Genomic DNA, 15,651 nt, shown 5'->3' with positions numbered 1-15,651 from the left:
GGGCTCTCTAAAAATCCCACAAGACGAGACAGGGTGTGCGAATGAATCGACTGAGCAAGACTCTGATGGTGCTTCATGTAGCGGCAGGTCTTTCAGGTTTGGCAATTCAGGCACGAGCAGCAGAACCGGCAAAGCCGGACGTCAATCGGGGGCAGGCAATCGCGGTGCAGGTATGCGCGTCATGTCACGGGGCAGACGGCAACAGTGCCGGCGGCGCGTACCCGAAGCTGGCGGGCCAGCACCCGGAGTATCTCGTCAAGCAACTCAAGGACTTCAAGACCCAGCCGGGCGCCAAGCAGCCAGCGCGCAACAATGCGATCATGGCGGGCATGGCGGCGGCGCTGTCCGATCAGGATATGGTCAACGTCGCGGCCTATTTCGCGGCGCAGACCCCGAAACCAGGCTACGCGCACAACAAAGACACCGTTCCGCTTGGCCAGAAGATTTATCGCGGCGGGATCGCGGACAAGGGCGTACCGGCGTGCGCGAGCTGTCACGGGCCGACCGGTCAAGGGATTCCGTCGCAGTATCCGCGGCTCTCGGGACAGTGGTCGGAATACACGGTGGCGCAGTTGCTCGCGTTCACGCAAGGTCCGGGCGCACGCAACAACAACGAGCCGATGCATGCGATTGCAACGCGTCTGTCGGATAGTGAGATCAAGGCAGTAGCCGATTACATCGCGGGCTTGCACTAGGATAGAGTGCCCCCGAACCTGGCGCTTTGCGCCAGGACCCCACGCGGGGGCGTGAGAAAACCTGGGGCGGCCCGGCGTTTTCTCACAAGTCCGCACGCAAGTGCAACCGGCCCGGCGAGGCCGGTACAAAACAAGAAAAGGGTGAGGGCGTCGTGCCTACGACAGCCCTTCACCCTTTTTTGCTGTTCAGTCGGAGTATGAATGAGCGTCACCACGTCGGGTTTGCAGTCGAAGTCGAGCAATCGGGTCATGCGCAGCGTCGTCGAAGTCTTGAGTTCGATGCGTTTTGCCATTTCGTTGCTCGTGATTCTGTCGATCGCCAGCATCATCGGTACCGTCCTCACGCAGGACGATCCGTATCCCAATTACGTCAATCAGTTCGGCCCGTTCTGGGCGGACATCTTCCGCTCGCTTAGCCTGTACACGGTGTACAGCTCGTGGTGGTTCATGCTGATTCTCGGCTTCCTGATGGTGTCGGTGTCGCTGTGCGTGATCCGCAATGCGCCGAAAATGATCGCCGACGTAAAGAGCTGGAAGGACAAGGTCCGCGAAGGCAGCCTGCGCGCCTTCCATCACAAGGGCGAATTCGCGGTGCATGGCTCCCGCGCGCAGACCGCGGCGCTGCTCGCGCGGCTCTCGGCGAAGCTCGGCTACAAGTTCGTCACGCGTGAGTCCGACGGCGCGACCTTGATCGCCGCCAAGCGCGGCGCGCTGACCAAGTTCGGCTACATCTCGGCTCACCTCGCGATCGTGGTGATCTGCCTCGGCGGTCTGCTCGACAGCAATCTGCCGATCAAGCTGCAGATGTGGCTGTTCGACAAGTCGCCGATCCGCGCCAACACGGTGATCAACGACATCACGCCGGATCATCGTCTCTCGCAGTCCAACCCAACGTTCCGCGGCTATGCATGGGTGCCGGAAGGCCAGCACGTGTCCACGGCGATTCTCAACCAGCCGGACGGCTCGCTGATCCAGGATCTGCCGTTTTCGATCGAACTGAACAAGTTCATCGTCGATTACTACTCGACGGGCATGCCGAAGCTGTTCGCGAGCGACATCGTGGTGGTGGATCACAAGACGGGCGCGCGCGTGCCGGCGCGCGTCGAAGTGAACAAGCCGTTCACCTACGACGGCGTGTCGATCTATCAGTCGAGCTTCCAGGACGGCGGCTCGCAAATGCAGATGACGGCCTACCCGATGAGCGGCGCAAGCGCGAAAACCGCGCCGTTCGGCGGCACGATCGGCGGTAACGCGCCGTTGAGCACGGCCACGCCGCTCGCCGACGGCCAGACGGTCGAATTCACGGATTTCCGCGCGATCAACGTCGAAAACATCCAGAACGGCAGCGGCCAGACCGACGCGCGCGGTGTCGCGGCGCAGCGCACGCTGAAAGAAGCTTTCGACGAACGCCTTGGCTCAGGCGCGAAGACCTCGAAGCCGCTCGATCTGCACAACGTCGGGCCGTCGGTGCAATACAAGGTGCGCGACAAGGACGGCCAGGCGCGCGAGTACAACAACTACATGCTGCCGGTCGACGTGTCCGGCGAAAAGATGTTCCTCGCCGGCATGCGCTTGAACCCGGACGATCCGTTCCGCTACCTGCGCATTCCCGCCGACAGCGGCGGCACCGTCAAGGAATGGATGAACCTGCGTGCGACGCTCGAGGACCCGGCCATGCGCGCTTCGGCGGCGCACAGTTTCGCGCTGCGCTCGGTGCCCGGCTCGAATGCCGAACTGCAACAGCATCTGGAGGAAAGCGCGCTGCGCGTGCTGACCCTTTTTGCTGGCGCAGATAACAGCATCAAGATGCCGAACGGCCAGACGGTCGGTGGCTTCCAGGCGATCGCCGGCTTTATCGACCATTCGGTGCCGAAGGGCGAGCAGGAAAAGGCCGCCGGCCTGCTGCTGCGCATGCTGGAAGGCTCGACGTGGGACCTGTATCAGCTGTCCCGCCAGCAACTCGGCGAGCCTCAGGCGACGGCCAATGCCGACGCCAGCCGCTTCATCCAAAGCTCGATCAACGCGATATCCGACAGCTTTTTGTATGGATCGCCGGTCTACTTACAACTCGACTCATTCAAGCAGGTGCAAGCTTCGGTATTTCAGCTGACGCGCGCACCGGGCAAAAAAGTCGTGTATCTTGGCAGCCTGCTCCTCGTTTTGGGCATCTTTTCGATGTTCTACGTCCGCGAACGGCGCCTCTGGTTCTGGCTCAAAGACACCGAGCACGGCACGAATGTCGTGATGGCGATGTCGAGCGCGCGCAAGACGCTCGACTTCGAGAAAGAGTTCGTTCAGACGCGCGACGCGGTAGGCGCCGCACTGGGCGCCAAACTCGTTGAAGCACCCGACGCCGCCGGCGCCTCCGCTCAATCCGGCAACGCCGGCGCGCCGTCCGCAAGCTCACAAGATTCGACCCGGTAAGATCATGGACTTGACTCAGGTTTCCCAATCTCCCTCCTCGCGGCCCCAGAAGGCGCTGGCAGGCGAGTCGCTCAACATCGGCGAGTACGACGAACGGCCGTTGCTGAAACGGCTCGGCATTGTCGACTGGCTGTTTGCCCTCGCAATGGTCGCGGGCGCCGGGTTCGCGCTATCGCGCTATCACCCGTTCATGAACTACTACGACAAGCTGGTGCTCTGCTGCGCCGTGCCGGTTTTCGTGGTGCTCGGCTGGCGCTGGAAACCGGTGCGGCCGCTGATGGTCGGCATCGCCGCGCTGTCGCTGCTGGCCATCCAGATTTATCACGGCGATCTCAGCCGCGCCGATAACGCTTTCTTCCTCAAATATTTCTTGTCGAGCCAGTCCGCGATTCTGTGGATGAGCGCGCTCTTCGTGTTCGCCACGGTGTTCTACTGGATCGGCCTGCTGTCGCGCTCGCCGACCGGCGCCGCGATCGGCTCGAAAATGACGTGGGCGGCTGTGCTGATGGGCTTTGTCGGCCTGATGGTGCGCTGGTACGAGTCGTACCTGATCGGCGCGGACGTCGGCCATATTCCTATTTCGAACCTGTACGAAGTGTTCGTGCTGTTCAGCCTGATCACCGCGCTGTTCTATCTGTACTACGAGCAGCACTACAACACCCGCGCGCTCGGCGCGTTCGTGCTGCTGGTGATCAGCGCCGCAGTCGGCTTCCTGATGTGGTATTCGGTGGCGCGCGACGCGCAGCAGATCCAGCCGCTGGTTCCCGCACTGCAAAGCTGGTGGATGAAGATTCACGTGCCGGCGAACTTCATCGGGTACGGCAGCTTCGCGCTGTCTGCCATGGTGGGTGTCGCGTATCTGGCGAAAGAGCGCGGCGTGCTGGCCGATCGCCTGCCGGCGCTCGAAGTGCTCGACGACGTGATGTACAAGTCGATCGCCGTCGGCTTCGCGTTCTTCACGATCGCCACGATTCTCGGCGCGCTGTGGGCCGCTGAAGCCTGGGGCGGTTACTGGAGCTGGGACCCGAAGGAAACGTGGGCGCTGATCGTCTGGCTGAACTATGCAGCCTGGCTGCACATGCGTCTGATGAAGGGCCTGCGCGGCGCGGTCGCGGCATGGTGGGCGCTGACTGGCCTGCTGGTGACGACCTTCGCCTTCCTCGGCGTCAACATGTTCCTGTCGGGCCTGCATAGCTACGGCAAGCTGTAAGATCTGCCGCGCTGAACCGACTCAAAACCGCCGCGTGCTGCGCACCGGCGGTTTTTTTATGGCTGATGGAATATCCGCTGCATCCAAAGTGTTCGCCCTCACAGTACCTATAGATGGCTGGACGGACGAGCGATCATCAACATGGCCCCTTGATATGCATAGACCGATGGGCCGGTAAGGAGCAGCACGATGTGGATCAAGCGTAGCGACAGAATTCAACTCATCGGCGACGACATTGCGCGCAGCGAAATCACGCCGCAACGTGTTTTTCAGAACCGGCGGCGCGTGTTGCAAACGGCCGGCGCGGTGGCGCTGGGCAGTCTGATCGGGGTGAACGGCGAGGCGATGGCGGCTTACACGTCGCCGGACCCGAAGGCGCAGAAGCTGGCGGCGAAAACCAATGCCAAATTCGTCGCGCTCGACAAGATCACGCCGTACAAGGACATCACCACGTACAACAATTTCTACGAGTTCGGCACCGACAAGGCCGATCCCGCGCATAACGCCGGGACGCTGCGGGCGCATCCGTGGAAGGTGAGCGTCGAGGGTGAGATCAAGAATCCCAAGGTCTACGACATCGACGAATTGCTCAAGCTCGCGCCGCTCGAAGAGCGCGTGTACAGAATGCGCTGCGTCGAAGGGTGGTCGATGGTGATTCCGTGGATCGGCGTGCCGCTCGCGGAATTGATCAAGCGCGTGCAACCGACGGGCAACGCCAAATACGTGCAATTCATCACGCTGGCCGATCCGTCGCAAATGCCCGGGCTGTCGACGCCCGTGCTCGATTGGCCGTACTCCGAAGGGCTGCGCATGGACGAAGCGATGAATCCGCTGACGTTGCTGACGATGGGCCTCTACGGCCAGGTGCTGCCCAATCAGAACGGCGCGCCGGTGCGCGTCGTGGTGCCTTGGAAATACGGCTTCAAGAGCGCGAAGTCGCTGGTGAAGATCCGCTTCCTCGATAAGCAACCGCCGACCAGCTGGAACACATACGCGTCGAACGAGTATGGGTTTTACTCGAATGTGAATCCGAACGTCGATCATCCGCGCTGGAGTCAGGCGACCGAGCGCCGTATTGGCGAAGACGGTTTCTTCACGCCCAAGCGCAAGACGTTGATGTTCAACGGCTACGGCGATCAGGTCGCGTCGCTTTATCAGGGCATGGACCTGAAGAAGAATTTCTGAGCGGCGTGAACATGGCTTCCTCTGACACGCAATCCGCCACGCAGACCGAACGCAAAGCACCGCGCGCGCAGGCGTCAGCGAAAACGACGACGGCAAAGCGGCCCACAACTGGCGCGCGCTGGATAGTGCCTGCCAAGATCGCGGTATTCATCGCCGCGTGGTATCCGCTCGCGCGTATCGTGCTGTTCGGCGTGACTGACCGGCTGGGCGCAAATCCGATCGAGTTCATCACGCGCTCGACCGGTCTATGGACGCTCGTCTTCCTCTGCATCACGCTGGCCGTAACGCCGTTGCGCAGACTCACCGGTGTTGCCGCGCTGGTGCGTTTTCGCCGCATGCTCGGACTCTATGCGTTCTTCTACGCGACGCTGCATTTCACCACTTACCTCTGGTTCGACAAGTGGTTCGACGTCGCCGCGATCATCAAGGACATCGGCAAGCGGCCGTTCATCACGGTGGGCTTCGCGGCGTTCGTGTTGCTGATCGCATTGGCCGTCACCTCGCCGCGCGCGATGGTGCGCAAGCTTGGGCGCCGCTGGCAGATGCTGCATCGGTCCATCTATGCGATCGGCGCGCTCGCGATCCTGCACTTCTGGTGGATGAAGGCCGGCAAACACGATCTGATCCTGCCGAAGATTTACGGCGCGATCATGGTGGCGTTGCTTGGTTGGCGTTTGATCGTGTGGCTGCGTGACAGGAAATTGAAGACTCGCTGACGGGCGTTGGTGCGCCTCGCGTCGTAAACAGAAAAAGGCGATGCCACAGTGGCATCGCCTTTTTTGATGTTGGAGCAACTGTTGAAGGTTATGCCGGCAGAATGCTTTCGCCCGCAAACAGCTGCTTCATCTCTTCGCGTATGCGGACCACATGAACCTGTGTACCATCAACCATCACCTCAGCCGCGCGCGGACGTGTGTTGTAGTTTGAGCTCATCACGAAGCCATACGCGCCGGCCGAACGAATCGCGAGCAGATCGCCCGCTTCAACGGACAGCAGACGCTCACGTCCAAGCCAGTCGCCGCTCTCGCAAACCGGACCAACCACGTCATACACGTGCGCCGGCACGTCGCGCTTCACCACAGGGTCGATCGCGTGATACGCCTCGTACATGGCGGGGCGCGCGAGATCGGTCATGGCTGCGTCGACGATAGCGAAATTCTTTTCCGCGCCCGGCTTCAGAAACTCGACGCGCGTGAGCAGCACGCCGGCATTGCCGACCAGCGAACGGCCCGGCTCGAAATACACCTCACGATGGCCGTGACCGCGCGCTTCGATGCGATCGAGCACGGTGCGCACGAACTCGCCGATTTCCGGCGGCGTTTCATCGTCGTACGTGATGCCGAGGCCGCCGCCCACGTCGATGTGACGAATCTTCACGCCGTCCTGCTCGATCTGCTCGACCAGTTCCAAAACCTTGTCGACGGCGTCGAGATACGGCGCCACTTCAGTGATCTGCGAGCCGATATGGCAGTCGATGCCGACCACCTCGAGATTCGCCATGGCCGCGGCCGCCTGATACGTGGCGCGCGCGTCTTCGAACGCGACGCCGAACTTGTTCGACTTCAAGCCGGTGGAAATATACGGATGCGTTTTCGCGTCGACGTCCGGATTCACGCGCAGCGAGACAGGCGCCTTCTTGCCCATTGCCGCGGCAACCGCATTCAGGCGGTCGAGTTCGGGAATCGATTCGACGTTGAAGCATTTCACGCCGGCCGCGAGCGCGTCGCGCATTTCGTCCGCGTTCTTGCCGACGCCGGAAAACACGGTGTTTTCCGCTTTGCCGCCGGCGGCCAGCACGCGCGCCAGTTCACCGCCCGACACGATGTCGAAGCCGGCGCCGAGGCGCGCGAACACGTTCAACACCGCGAGATTGCTATTGGCCTTCACGGCGACATGAACGCTCGCGCGACGGCCTGCGCAAGCGCCTGCGTAAGCGTTCCACGCCTCGGTGAGCGCGGCGCGGGAGTACACGTACAGCGGCGTGCCGAACTGCTCGGCGAGGGAGACGGCGGACACGCCTTCGGCGTGCAGCACGCCGTCGACGTAGTCAAATGCGGATCGAGTCATGCGAAAGTCTTATTGAACAGGTGTGGCAGCGGAAGCAGGCAGCGGAGCCGCCGTGGCGGATGCAGCGGAGGCGGGCGGCGCGGCGAGTTCGTTTTCCGGCGCCAACGAAAGCGGCGTGCCGGAGGTATCCGGGACGGTGCTCATGTCGGTGGATGTAGCCGGCGCGGGTTGCGCGACGTCCGGCGTTTGCGTGCGATCGGTCGGCTTGGCCGGTAGCGGCGGCACGTTGGGCAAATAGAGCGAACCGCGTTGTCCGCAGCCAGCAAGTGCACAACCTGCGAGAATGGCTAAAACCGCTACAATCGCGCGGCCGGGCGCCGCCGCGCGCATCCGAGATACGACTCGCATGACTGTCCCTGAATAAATAATCGATGGAGTTTAGCATGTCCGATAGTGAATACCTGACCCGCGCGGAAGCCGCGCTAGCCGCCATCGAACGCGCGCTCGACGACACGGATGCCGACATCGAACTGGAGCGCAGCGGCAACGTCCTGACCCTCGAATTCGAGAACCGCACGAAGATCATCGTCAACCTTCAGCCGCCCATGAGCGAGATCTGGATCGCCGCGAAAGCGGGCGGTTTCCACTTCCGTTTCGTCGATGGTGAATGGCGTGATACGCGCAGCGGCACGGAGTTTTTCGCCGCGTTGTCGGAGTACGCGACGCAGCAGGCCGGCGAGCCGGTTCACTTCGAAGCGTAAGATCCGCCGATTGGGCGAGCGCCGCCAGAGCGGCCGAATCGGTTGGTTCTGATCGCACAGTACAAAGCAAACGGCCGCGCATTGAGCGCGGCCGTTTGCTTTTCTACCGGACTGTGTGAACGCGTCCGTCAGTGTCCCCGGAACAGATTCATGATGTCCTGCTTCTCCTGCTCGCCGACCTGCTCAGGCGCCGCCGCCGACGCAGCACTCGACTGCGCATCCAGTGTCGCCTGACTGACGCCGACCGCGGCAACGAAACCATTTCCCGGCGTGAAGTCGTCGAAATAAAGCTCTGAGCCGATTTCCGTGACGTCGTCGGGCTTCGGCATCTTGTACTCCGGCACACCCTTCAGCGCGCGGCCCATGTATTCGACCCACACGGGCAACGCGAGGCCGCCACCGGTTTCCTTGTCGCCGAGACTGCGCGGGTTGTCGTAGCCGATCCACGCAATGGCCGTGAGCGTGTGCTGATAACCGGCGAACCACGCGTCGCGCGAGTCGTTGGTCGTGCCCGTCTTGCCGGCGAGATCAGTGCGTTTCAACACGTTGGTCTTGGCGCCAGTGCCGCGTTGCGCGACGCTTTGCAGCAGGCTGTTCATCACGTACGCATTGCGCGGCTCGATCGCGTGCGGCGCGCTCTGCCCGGCCACCAGCGGTTGCGCATGCGCGACCACCATGCCGCGCTGATCCGTGACTTCGGCGATCAGATACGGATTGACCCGATAGCCGCCGTTGGCGAACACCGAGAACGCACCCGCCATCTGCAACGGCGTGACGAGACCGGCGCCCAGCGCCATCGGCAGATAAGCCGGGTGACGATCCGCGTCGAAGCCGAAACGCGTGATGTACTGCTGCGCGTACTTCGTGCCGATCTGGTTCAGGATACGAATCGACACCAGGTTCTTCGAGCGCTGCAACGCGGTGCGCATGGTCATCGGGCCGTCGAAGCCGCCGCCGTAGTTCTTCGGCTCCCACGCCTGGCCGCCGGTCTCAGCCGCGCTGAAGAAAAGCGGCGCGTCGTTGATCACGGTTGCCGGCCCGAGTCCTTTTTCGAGCGACGCCGAATAGATGAACGGCTTGAAGCTCGACCCCGGCTGACGCCACGCCTGCGTGACGTGATTGAACTTGTTCTTGTTGAAGTCGAAGCCGCCGACCAGCGCGCGGATCGCGCCATCTTGCGGGATCACCGAAACGAACGCGCCTTCCACTTGCGGCAATTGCGTGATCGACCAGTTGCCGTCGTCGTTCTTGACGAGCCGGATGATCGCGCCGGGCCGTACACGTTGATTCGGCTGCGCGCGCGGGCCGAGCGCGAACTGCGCGAAGCGCAGGCCGTCGCCCTGGATCGTCGCGACATTGCCGTCGATGAAAGCAGCCTGCACCTGTTTCGGACTCGCCGCGGTGACCACGGCGGCAATGATCTCGCCGTTGTCCGGGTGTTCGAGCAGCGCGTCGTCGATGGCCTGTTCGCGGTCGTCGGCGTCGGACGGCAGATCGATGAACGCCTCCGGACCGCGATAGCCGTGACGCCGTTCGTAGTCCATCAGACCTTTGCGCAGCGCGCGGTACGCGACGTCCTGATCGGCCGAATCGATCGTGGTCACCACGTTCAGGCCGCGCGTATAGGCTTCCTCGCGATACTGCGCGTACATCATCTGACGCACCATTTCTGCTACGTACTCCGCGTGCACGCTGAATTCCTTGCCCGCGCCCTTGACCACGAGCGGCTGCTTGCTCGCTTCGTCGTATTGTTCCTGCGTGATGTAGTGCAACTCGTACATGCGCTGCAGGATGTACTCCTGACGCACCTTCGCACGCTTCGGATTGACCACCGGGTTATACGCGGACGGCGCCTTCGGCAAACCGGCCAGCATGGCCGATTCCGCCAATGTCAGATCCTTCAGGTCCTTGCCGAAATACACGCGCGCCGCGCTCGCAAATCCGTAGGCGCGCTGGCCGAGATAGATCTGATTCATGTACACCTCGAGAATCTGATCTTTGGACAGCTTCGACTCGATCTTGTACGCGAGCAGCATCTCGTAGATCTTGCGCGTGTAGGTCTTTTCGCTCGAAAGGAAGAAGTTGCGCGCCACCTGCATGGTGATCGTGCTTGCGCCTTGCGTGGCGTGGCCGTTAGTCAGCGCGACGAAGCCCGCGCGCGCAATGCCCGTGAGGTCGACGCCGCCGTGATCGTAGAAGCGCGCGTCTTCGATGGCGAGGATCGCCTTCTTCAGGCTATCGGGCACATCCTGAATATGGACGATGTCGCGCCGTTCCTCGCCGAATTCGCCGATCAGCACATGGTCGGCCGTATAGATGCGCAGCGGCACCTTCGGACGATAGTCGGTCAACGCATCGAGCGACGGCAGATTGGGCGTGGCGACGACAAGCGCATAGCCGAGCACCAGCAGCACGCACAGAATGCCTGCGACGATCAGACCGACGAAGCCCAGGATGAGCTTCAGCCACAACGGGCGTTTGCGCTTTTTAGGCGCGGGCGGCGGGGACGTAGAAGACGTGGATTGCATGTAGGCACCAAAAAAGCAGTCCCGCGATTATAGCCGCCTCGCTTTTCAGCTTTCGGCATGCTTACTGACACTTCTTGACAAGTCTGCGCGCCGCGCGGGAATGACTTCACTGTAGTCGCTTTGATGGCGTGCAGGTCGTGCGTTGCTCAACGTTAGCCGTTTGGCTGAGTGTCGCGCGGCGGCGCGGCTACGCACAATTCTTCCTCATCACTCGCGTTCGAATGGTTCGTCGCGTGAGTCAGAGGGAGGGCGTGATGGCGTGGAAAAGATCTTGGCTTCAGGCAGTGCAACCCGGCGCGCAGCGTTTCGCCGCGGGGATTGATGTGGGCTCGCAGACTGTGCGTCTGGTCGTGCTGAGTCAGCGCGTGCGTTCACCAGGCGCGCTGCATATCGAATACGCGAGCACGGTCCCGCTTGTCGCCGGTGCGATGGCCGGCAGCGAGATTGCCGACCGGCACGCGGTGGCGCGTGCGTTGCGCGACGCGTTCGCCGATCTGCCGCATGCATGCGCGACGCAGGCCTTGCGGTGCGCGATGGCGCTGCCCGCATCGGCGACCATGACCACCACAGTGCCGCTCACGCGGCTTGCCGCGCAAAGCGGTTGTTCGGAAGACGGCGGGCATCAGTTGGCCGAGCTGGAGCCGGCGGTAATGAGCGAAGTCGAGCGCATTGCGGGCCTCGAGCGGCATGCTCTCGCTGTCGACTGGTATCTCGACGAAGCGTATGCGCCGGTCCGCTCCGTGACCATTGCCGCGACCGCGCGGCAACATCTCGAAGCGCGAATCGAATGCGCGGCGATTGCCGGCATCTCGCTCACGGCCATCGACGGTGAGCCGCATGCCGCATTGCGCGCCATGCGCTACGCGGCGAGTTACGAGCTCGATCCGCACGAGCCGTATGTCGCGTTGTGGATCGGCACGGACGGCGTGTACGGCTGGCGCATCGTGGACGACATCGTCGCCCGCGAAATGCGCTACCCCGCGCCGGAACACACCGATCTCGCCGATGCGTTGCGCGATCTGGCGCACGGCCCGGAACTCGACTGCGCATTGGTGAGCGGCGAGGTCGATCTGCTCGGCGGCGTGGGTTTCTCGACTGCGGATATCGCTGACGTATTGGGCTGCACGGTTCTGCCGTTCGAATGCGCGAGGCTCGGCGGCGTCGCTCGACCCTTGGACGATTCGCTGTTGCTCGACCCGTCCGGCGCGGTCGCATTCGGACTTGCGTTGCGCGGGGTGCTCGAATGACGGGCGGCCTGTTGCGTGCGGCGGCCTCGAACACGCGAGCGCCGGAACGCGGCACGCGCTTCGCGCGATCGTGGCTCGGGGGTTTCAATCTGCTGCCTTATCGGCAACGCAATGCGCGGCTTGCGCGCCGGCGGCGCGTGCTCGAATGGATTGCCGCGGTTTGCGCCGGTTTTGTCGCCGTCTTCGCACTGGCCGCCTGGCAGGCAATCGAGAGGGCGCGGCTCGAGGCACAGCGCGTGTCGATTGAACACACGTTCACGCAGCTATCGGCGCCGCTCGCCGAGCACGCCACGTTGCTGCGCGCGCGAGACGAACAGCGGCAGAACGGCGCCCGCGCAAAAAGCCTGTCGGAACCGCTCGTACATCTACGCGACCTGCTCGACGCGCTGAGTTTCGAACCGGGCGACGGTGTGGTGTTGCAGCAGTTGCGTCAGCGCGAAGACGAGACCGAGTTGCTGGCGACGTCGCGTGGACATCTCGCTTCGGCCGAGTGGCTCAAGCGCTTGAGTGCGATCCGCGGCGTGAAGGGGGCGGAGGTGAGCGACCTGCATCGTTCGGTCCCGCGCGGCGGTGCGGTTGCACAGGCGAGCTTGGCCGGTCCGATCGAATTCGGCGCGCATCTGCGTTGGAGCGAACCGGTGCAAAAAGCGGCTCGCCCGGCTGGGTCGTCCACGCAGCGTCCTGTGAAGTCTGAACAATCAAGAGGTGCGAAATGAGTACGATCTTTGTCGAGTTCGGCGGCGCGGCAAACGCGCGGCTTTTTCTTTCCCATTGGATGAAGCGCGTGCGCGTGCCGCTCGATGCATGGAGCCGGCGCCGCCGCTGGCTGGTCGCCTTGCTGATTGCCGTCGTGGTGTTCGGTTTGGGCGCGCACGGCTGGGTGGTGGCCGATCTCGGTGGCGTCGAAGCGAGCCGGGTGGCGTTGGAGGCCAGTCGCTTGCGTCTCGCAAACGCGCGGCACGCACTGGCGCAATTGCCTGCGCTGCGCCGCGAAGCTGCCGCCATGCCGGTTGCTGCTTCGACTGCGCGTTCCTCAGGGCCGTGGAGCTCCGCCGACGACGTCCGCATCGTCTCCGAACTGGCTGCGCAAAATAGCGTCGCGTTGCTGGCGGTGGAACCCGGTGCGGTGAGCGGCGCGGGCGTTGAGAGCATGCGTCCGCTGCAACTGACCGCGCGCACGGACTTCGTTCACCTGATGGCATTTCTGCGTGGACTGTCCGATCTGCCGGTGCTGATCGTGCCCGTCGATGTGACCGTCAAGCGGGACCCCGCCGCGCTGTCGGTGAGCGCCACGCTGCGCGTGTTCGACGCGCTGCGGCCGGCGTCGTCGGCAAACTCGGTGGAAGCACTCGACGACGACAGCCTCGATTCGGACGACGATGAAGAGGTTGTCTTCTTCGATCCGTTTTCGCAGCCGCAAATGCAGGCTGCCGGCGATCTGCCCGATGGCTCGTCAATGCGTCTGGTCGGAGTGCTGAGCGATCGCACGCGTGGATTGGCGGTGCTCGATACACCGGGCGGCGTGACGAGCGTCGAGCCCGGAGAGCGGATCGGCGCCGAGCGTGTCACGAAGCTGGACGCGTCCGGCATTACGTTGGCAAGGGACGGCGCGACACGCACGTTGGCGCTGACGGAGGCTTCCTGATGAGACTGGCGAAGCCATTTCCTTTTGCCTTGTCGAGTGCTGATACGCTTGCGTCGTCTCGCCTGATCGTGTGTCTCGGCCTGTGTCTTAGCACGGCGCTGGGCGCCGGCGTCACGCAGGCCTCGACTCAACCGCTGCCGCCGCTACCGGCCTACATGCCGCTCGACGACGCGGTCTCGCCACGCGATGCTTCGTACAACGGCACACCGCCGCTGCCACGCGACGTTTCCGCCGAGGTGCCCAATCCGTTTCGTCAGGATTCCGCAGACGATCGAGACGCACCGCGTATGAGTGCGGCAGCGGCGAATAATCGCACGGACGAGCCTGCCGCCGCCGACGACGCCGAGGGTTTACTGCCGTCGCCGTCGCGAGGGCAACCCTCCGCTCCAGCTCCTGGCGACGCAGACACCGATGCCGATTCCGACGGCTCCGTGCCACTGGGAAGACAGTTCGCTGCGTCGGCTCGCGCCGCCGCCACGCTCGAAGGCCCGCCGGTGCCGCTGCCGCCGCTCGCTCGTCTGAGCAACGCGCCACGCAGTGCCGCCGACGCGGCCCTCGCCCCCGACGACAAACCAATCTCGCTGAATTTCCAGCGTGCCGAACTTGGCGCCGTCCTCAATGCGTTCGCGCGATTCACCGGGCTGAACATCGTCGCGAGCGAGAGAGTGCGCGGCGCGGTCTCGTTGCGGCTCGACAAGGTGCCGTGGCGCACCGCGTTCGACACCCTGCTGGACGTCAACGGCCTCGCGATGGAGCGCCACGGCAACGTGATCTGGGTCGCCCCGATCGCGGATCTGGCCGCACGCGAGCGGCAGCGCTTCGAAGCGCACGCCCGGGCCGCCGATCTCGAGCCGCTCGCGAGCCGCACTTTCGAGCTGCACTACGCGCACGCCGAAGACGTCAGGCGTCTGCTGACCGGTTCGGGCGCTCAACGCGTACTGTCCAGGCGCGGTGCCGCGACTGCCGATCCGCGCACCAATCTGCTGTTCGTGACCGATCTCGAAGGGCGCCTCGCGCAGATTGCGGCGCTGCTCGCCTCCGTTGACCGGCCGACGCGCCAGGTGTTGATCGAAGCGCGTATCGTCGAGGGCGAACATGGTTTTTCGCGCAATCTCGGCGTGAAGCTCTCCATGGCGGCCACGAACGCCGACGGCACCGCGAAAGGCTTGACCGACGCCGGCTACGATCTGTCGGCCCGCCCGATTTCCGGCTTCGACGTCGCGACTGCCGGCCTGACCTTGTTCGCCGCCGGCGCGACGCGGCTGCTGAACATCGAGCTGAGCGCGCTGGAAGCGCAGGGGCGCGGCGAAATCGTCTCGAGCCCGCGCGTGGTCACGGCCGACCGGATGAAAGCGGTCGTCGAGCAGGGCACCGAGCTGCCGTATCAGGCGAAAGTGGGGCAGGGCGTGTCGGGCGTGCAGTTTCGCCGCGCCACGCTCAAACTGGAGGTCGAGCCGCAAATCATGCCGGACGGCCGGGTGGTGCTTGACCTCGACGTCGCCAAGGACAGCGTCGGCGAACAGACCGACGCCGGGCCCGCGATCAACACCAAGCACGTGCAAACGCGCGTCGAGGTCGAGGATGGTGGTACGGTGTCGATCGGCGGAATTTATGCGACCGACGACCGGGACGATGTGACGCGGGTTCCGGTCCTGGGCAAAATACCGGTTCTGGGTGCGCTTTTCCGCCATCGGGCTCATCGCGACCAGCGCAGCGAACTGGCTGTTTTCATTACGCCGCGCGTCGTTCAGACAAATTAGGGGCACGCTGCCGCCGCTTGCAGGAGAACGCCGGACCGCCCCCAGCTTTTCCGCTCCGCCGGATGCCCTATCAAGGGCCTGGCGCGAAGCGACAGGGCTGAGGGCGCTTTCAAGCGGGGCGCAGGCTCGACAAGGCGGCCGCTTTGCCAGTAAGCTGCGGCACGAACCAAACCGGATTAGCCAGAGGAC

At 63.5% G+C, this 15,651-nt stretch carries 13 protein-coding genes; 10 read left to right on the top strand and 3 right to left on the bottom strand.

What is annotated here, in order from left to right:
- Positions 1-41 precede the first annotated feature (41 nt).
- From PQR54_RS33470 to msrQ, 5 genes are all read left to right on the top strand, one after another.
- Positions 42-695 carry a c-type cytochrome gene (locus PQR54_RS33470; protein WP_012434559.1) on the top strand — a complete coding sequence of 218 codons (654 nt, stop codon included), beginning with the start codon at positions 42-44 and terminating at the stop codon, positions 693-695.
- 201 nt (positions 696-896) lie between these two features.
- Positions 897-3,119 carry a cytochrome c biogenesis protein ResB gene (locus tag PQR54_RS33465; protein WP_408253216.1) on the top strand — a complete coding sequence of 741 codons (2,223 nt, stop codon included), beginning with the start codon at positions 897-899 and terminating at the stop codon, positions 3,117-3,119.
- A 4-nt stretch (positions 3,120-3,123) separates the two neighbouring features.
- Positions 3,124-4,329, top strand: coding sequence for a c-type cytochrome biogenesis protein CcsB (ccsB, locus tag PQR54_RS33460; RefSeq protein ID WP_408253214.1), 1,206 nt, complete (start codon positions 3,124-3,126; stop codon positions 4,327-4,329).
- 189 nt (positions 4,330-4,518) lie between these two features.
- The gene (gene msrP, locus PQR54_RS33455; protein ID WP_408253212.1) at positions 4,519-5,514 is read left to right on the top strand and encodes a protein-methionine-sulfoxide reductase catalytic subunit MsrP; all 996 of its coding nucleotides are present in this window, start codon (positions 4,519-4,521) and stop codon (positions 5,512-5,514) included.
- 11 nt (positions 5,515-5,525) lie between these two features.
- Positions 5,526-6,230: a protein-methionine-sulfoxide reductase heme-binding subunit MsrQ gene (msrQ, locus tag PQR54_RS33450; RefSeq protein WP_408253210.1), complete on the top strand. Its 705-nt coding sequence runs from the start codon at positions 5,526-5,528 to the stop codon at positions 6,228-6,230.
- An 88-nt stretch (positions 6,231-6,318) separates the two neighbouring features.
- On the opposite strand, the gene lysA is transcribed toward msrQ, so the two are convergent.
- Positions 6,319-7,581, bottom strand: coding sequence for a diaminopimelate decarboxylase (lysA, locus tag PQR54_RS33445; RefSeq protein WP_408253207.1), 1,263 nt, complete (start codon positions 7,579-7,581; stop codon positions 6,319-6,321).
- A gap of 9 nt (positions 7,582-7,590) precedes the next feature.
- Positions 7,591-7,929, bottom strand: coding sequence for an LPS translocon maturation chaperone LptM (gene lptM / locus PQR54_RS33440; RefSeq protein ID WP_408253204.1), 339 nt, complete (start codon positions 7,927-7,929; stop codon positions 7,591-7,593).
- Positions 7,930-7,964: 35 nt separating this feature from the next.
- Between lptM and cyaY the strand changes: the two genes are divergently transcribed.
- Positions 7,965-8,282, top strand: coding sequence for an iron donor protein CyaY (cyaY, locus tag PQR54_RS33435; protein ID WP_310813684.1), 318 nt, complete (start codon positions 7,965-7,967; stop codon positions 8,280-8,282).
- Between the two features lie 128 nt (positions 8,283-8,410).
- Here the strand turns inward: cyaY and PQR54_RS33430 are convergent, their stop codons facing one another.
- On the bottom strand, positions 8,411-10,810 hold the full coding sequence (locus PQR54_RS33430) for a penicillin-binding protein 1A (protein WP_408253202.1): 2,400 nt from the start codon (positions 10,808-10,810) through the stop codon (positions 8,411-8,413).
- A gap of 254 nt (positions 10,811-11,064) precedes the next feature.
- Here PQR54_RS33430 and pilM point away from each other — a divergent pair, with 254 nt between their 5' ends.
- From pilM to PQR54_RS33410, 4 genes are read left to right on the top strand one after another with little or no spacing between them, the layout of a single operon-like run.
- Positions 11,065-12,057, top strand: coding sequence for a type IV pilus biogenesis protein PilM (pilM, locus tag PQR54_RS33425; protein ID WP_408253200.1), 993 nt, complete (start codon positions 11,065-11,067; stop codon positions 12,055-12,057).
- Entirely contained in the window at positions 12,054-12,773 is a 720-nt protein-coding gene (locus PQR54_RS33420; RefSeq protein ID WP_408253197.1) for a fimbrial assembly protein, read from the top strand. Before pilM ends, PQR54_RS33420 begins: the two co-directional genes overlap by 4 nt.
- Complete coding sequence (locus PQR54_RS33415) at positions 12,770-13,702, top strand: hypothetical protein (protein ID WP_408253195.1); 933 nt, start codon at positions 12,770-12,772, stop codon at positions 13,700-13,702. The genes PQR54_RS33420 and PQR54_RS33415 overlap by 4 nt, the downstream gene beginning before the upstream one ends.
- Entirely contained in the window at positions 13,702-15,462 is a 1,761-nt protein-coding gene (locus tag PQR54_RS33410) for a type IV pilus secretin PilQ (RefSeq protein ID WP_408253193.1), read from the top strand. The genes PQR54_RS33415 and PQR54_RS33410 overlap by 1 nt, the downstream gene beginning before the upstream one ends.
- Positions 15,463-15,651: the final 189 nt, after the last annotated feature.

The sequence above is a fragment of the Paraburkholderia phytofirmans genome, from assembly GCF_046028095.1.
Lineage (GTDB): Bacteria > Pseudomonadota > Gammaproteobacteria > Burkholderiales > Burkholderiaceae > Paraburkholderia > Paraburkholderia phytofirmans_A.
The sequence above is the reverse complement of the archived record's forward strand: the minus strand, read 5'-3'. Positions and strand labels throughout refer to the sequence as shown.

What these genes read in the sequence shown, in the direction of transcription:
- PQR54_RS33470 (WP_012434559.1), top strand. Translation starts at nt 42, where the DNA reads ATGAATCGACTGAGCAAGACTCTGATGGTGCTTCATGTAGCGGCAGGT.
- PQR54_RS33465 (WP_408253216.1), top strand. Translation starts at nt 897, where the DNA reads ATGAGCGTCACCACGTCGGGTTTGCAGTCGAAGTCGAGCAATCGGGTC.
- ccsB (WP_408253214.1), top strand. Translation starts at nt 3,124, where the DNA reads ATGGACTTGACTCAGGTTTCCCAATCTCCCTCCTCGCGGCCCCAGAAG.
- msrP (WP_408253212.1), top strand. Translation starts at nt 4,519, where the DNA reads ATGTGGATCAAGCGTAGCGACAGAATTCAACTCATCGGCGACGACATT.
- msrQ (WP_408253210.1), top strand. Translation starts at nt 5,526, where the DNA reads ATGGCTTCCTCTGACACGCAATCCGCCACGCAGACCGAACGCAAAGCA.
- lysA (WP_408253207.1), bottom strand. Translation starts at nt 7,581, where the DNA reads ATGACTCGATCCGCATTTGACTACGTCGACGGCGTGCTGCACGCCGAA.
- lptM (WP_408253204.1), bottom strand. Translation starts at nt 7,929, where the DNA reads ATGCGAGTCGTATCTCGGATGCGCGCGGCGGCGCCCGGCCGCGCGATT.
- cyaY (WP_310813684.1), top strand. Translation starts at nt 7,965, where the DNA reads ATGTCCGATAGTGAATACCTGACCCGCGCGGAAGCCGCGCTAGCCGCC.
- PQR54_RS33430 (WP_408253202.1), bottom strand. Translation starts at nt 10,810, where the DNA reads ATGCAATCCACGTCTTCTACGTCCCCGCCGCCCGCGCCTAAAAAGCGC.
- pilM (WP_408253200.1), top strand. Translation starts at nt 11,065, where the DNA reads ATGGCGTGGAAAAGATCTTGGCTTCAGGCAGTGCAACCCGGCGCGCAG.
- PQR54_RS33420 (WP_408253197.1), top strand. Translation starts at nt 12,054, where the DNA reads ATGACGGGCGGCCTGTTGCGTGCGGCGGCCTCGAACACGCGAGCGCCG.
- PQR54_RS33415 (WP_408253195.1), top strand. Translation starts at nt 12,770, where the DNA reads ATGAGTACGATCTTTGTCGAGTTCGGCGGCGCGGCAAACGCGCGGCTT.
- PQR54_RS33410 (WP_408253193.1), top strand. Translation starts at nt 13,702, where the DNA reads ATGAGACTGGCGAAGCCATTTCCTTTTGCCTTGTCGAGTGCTGATACG.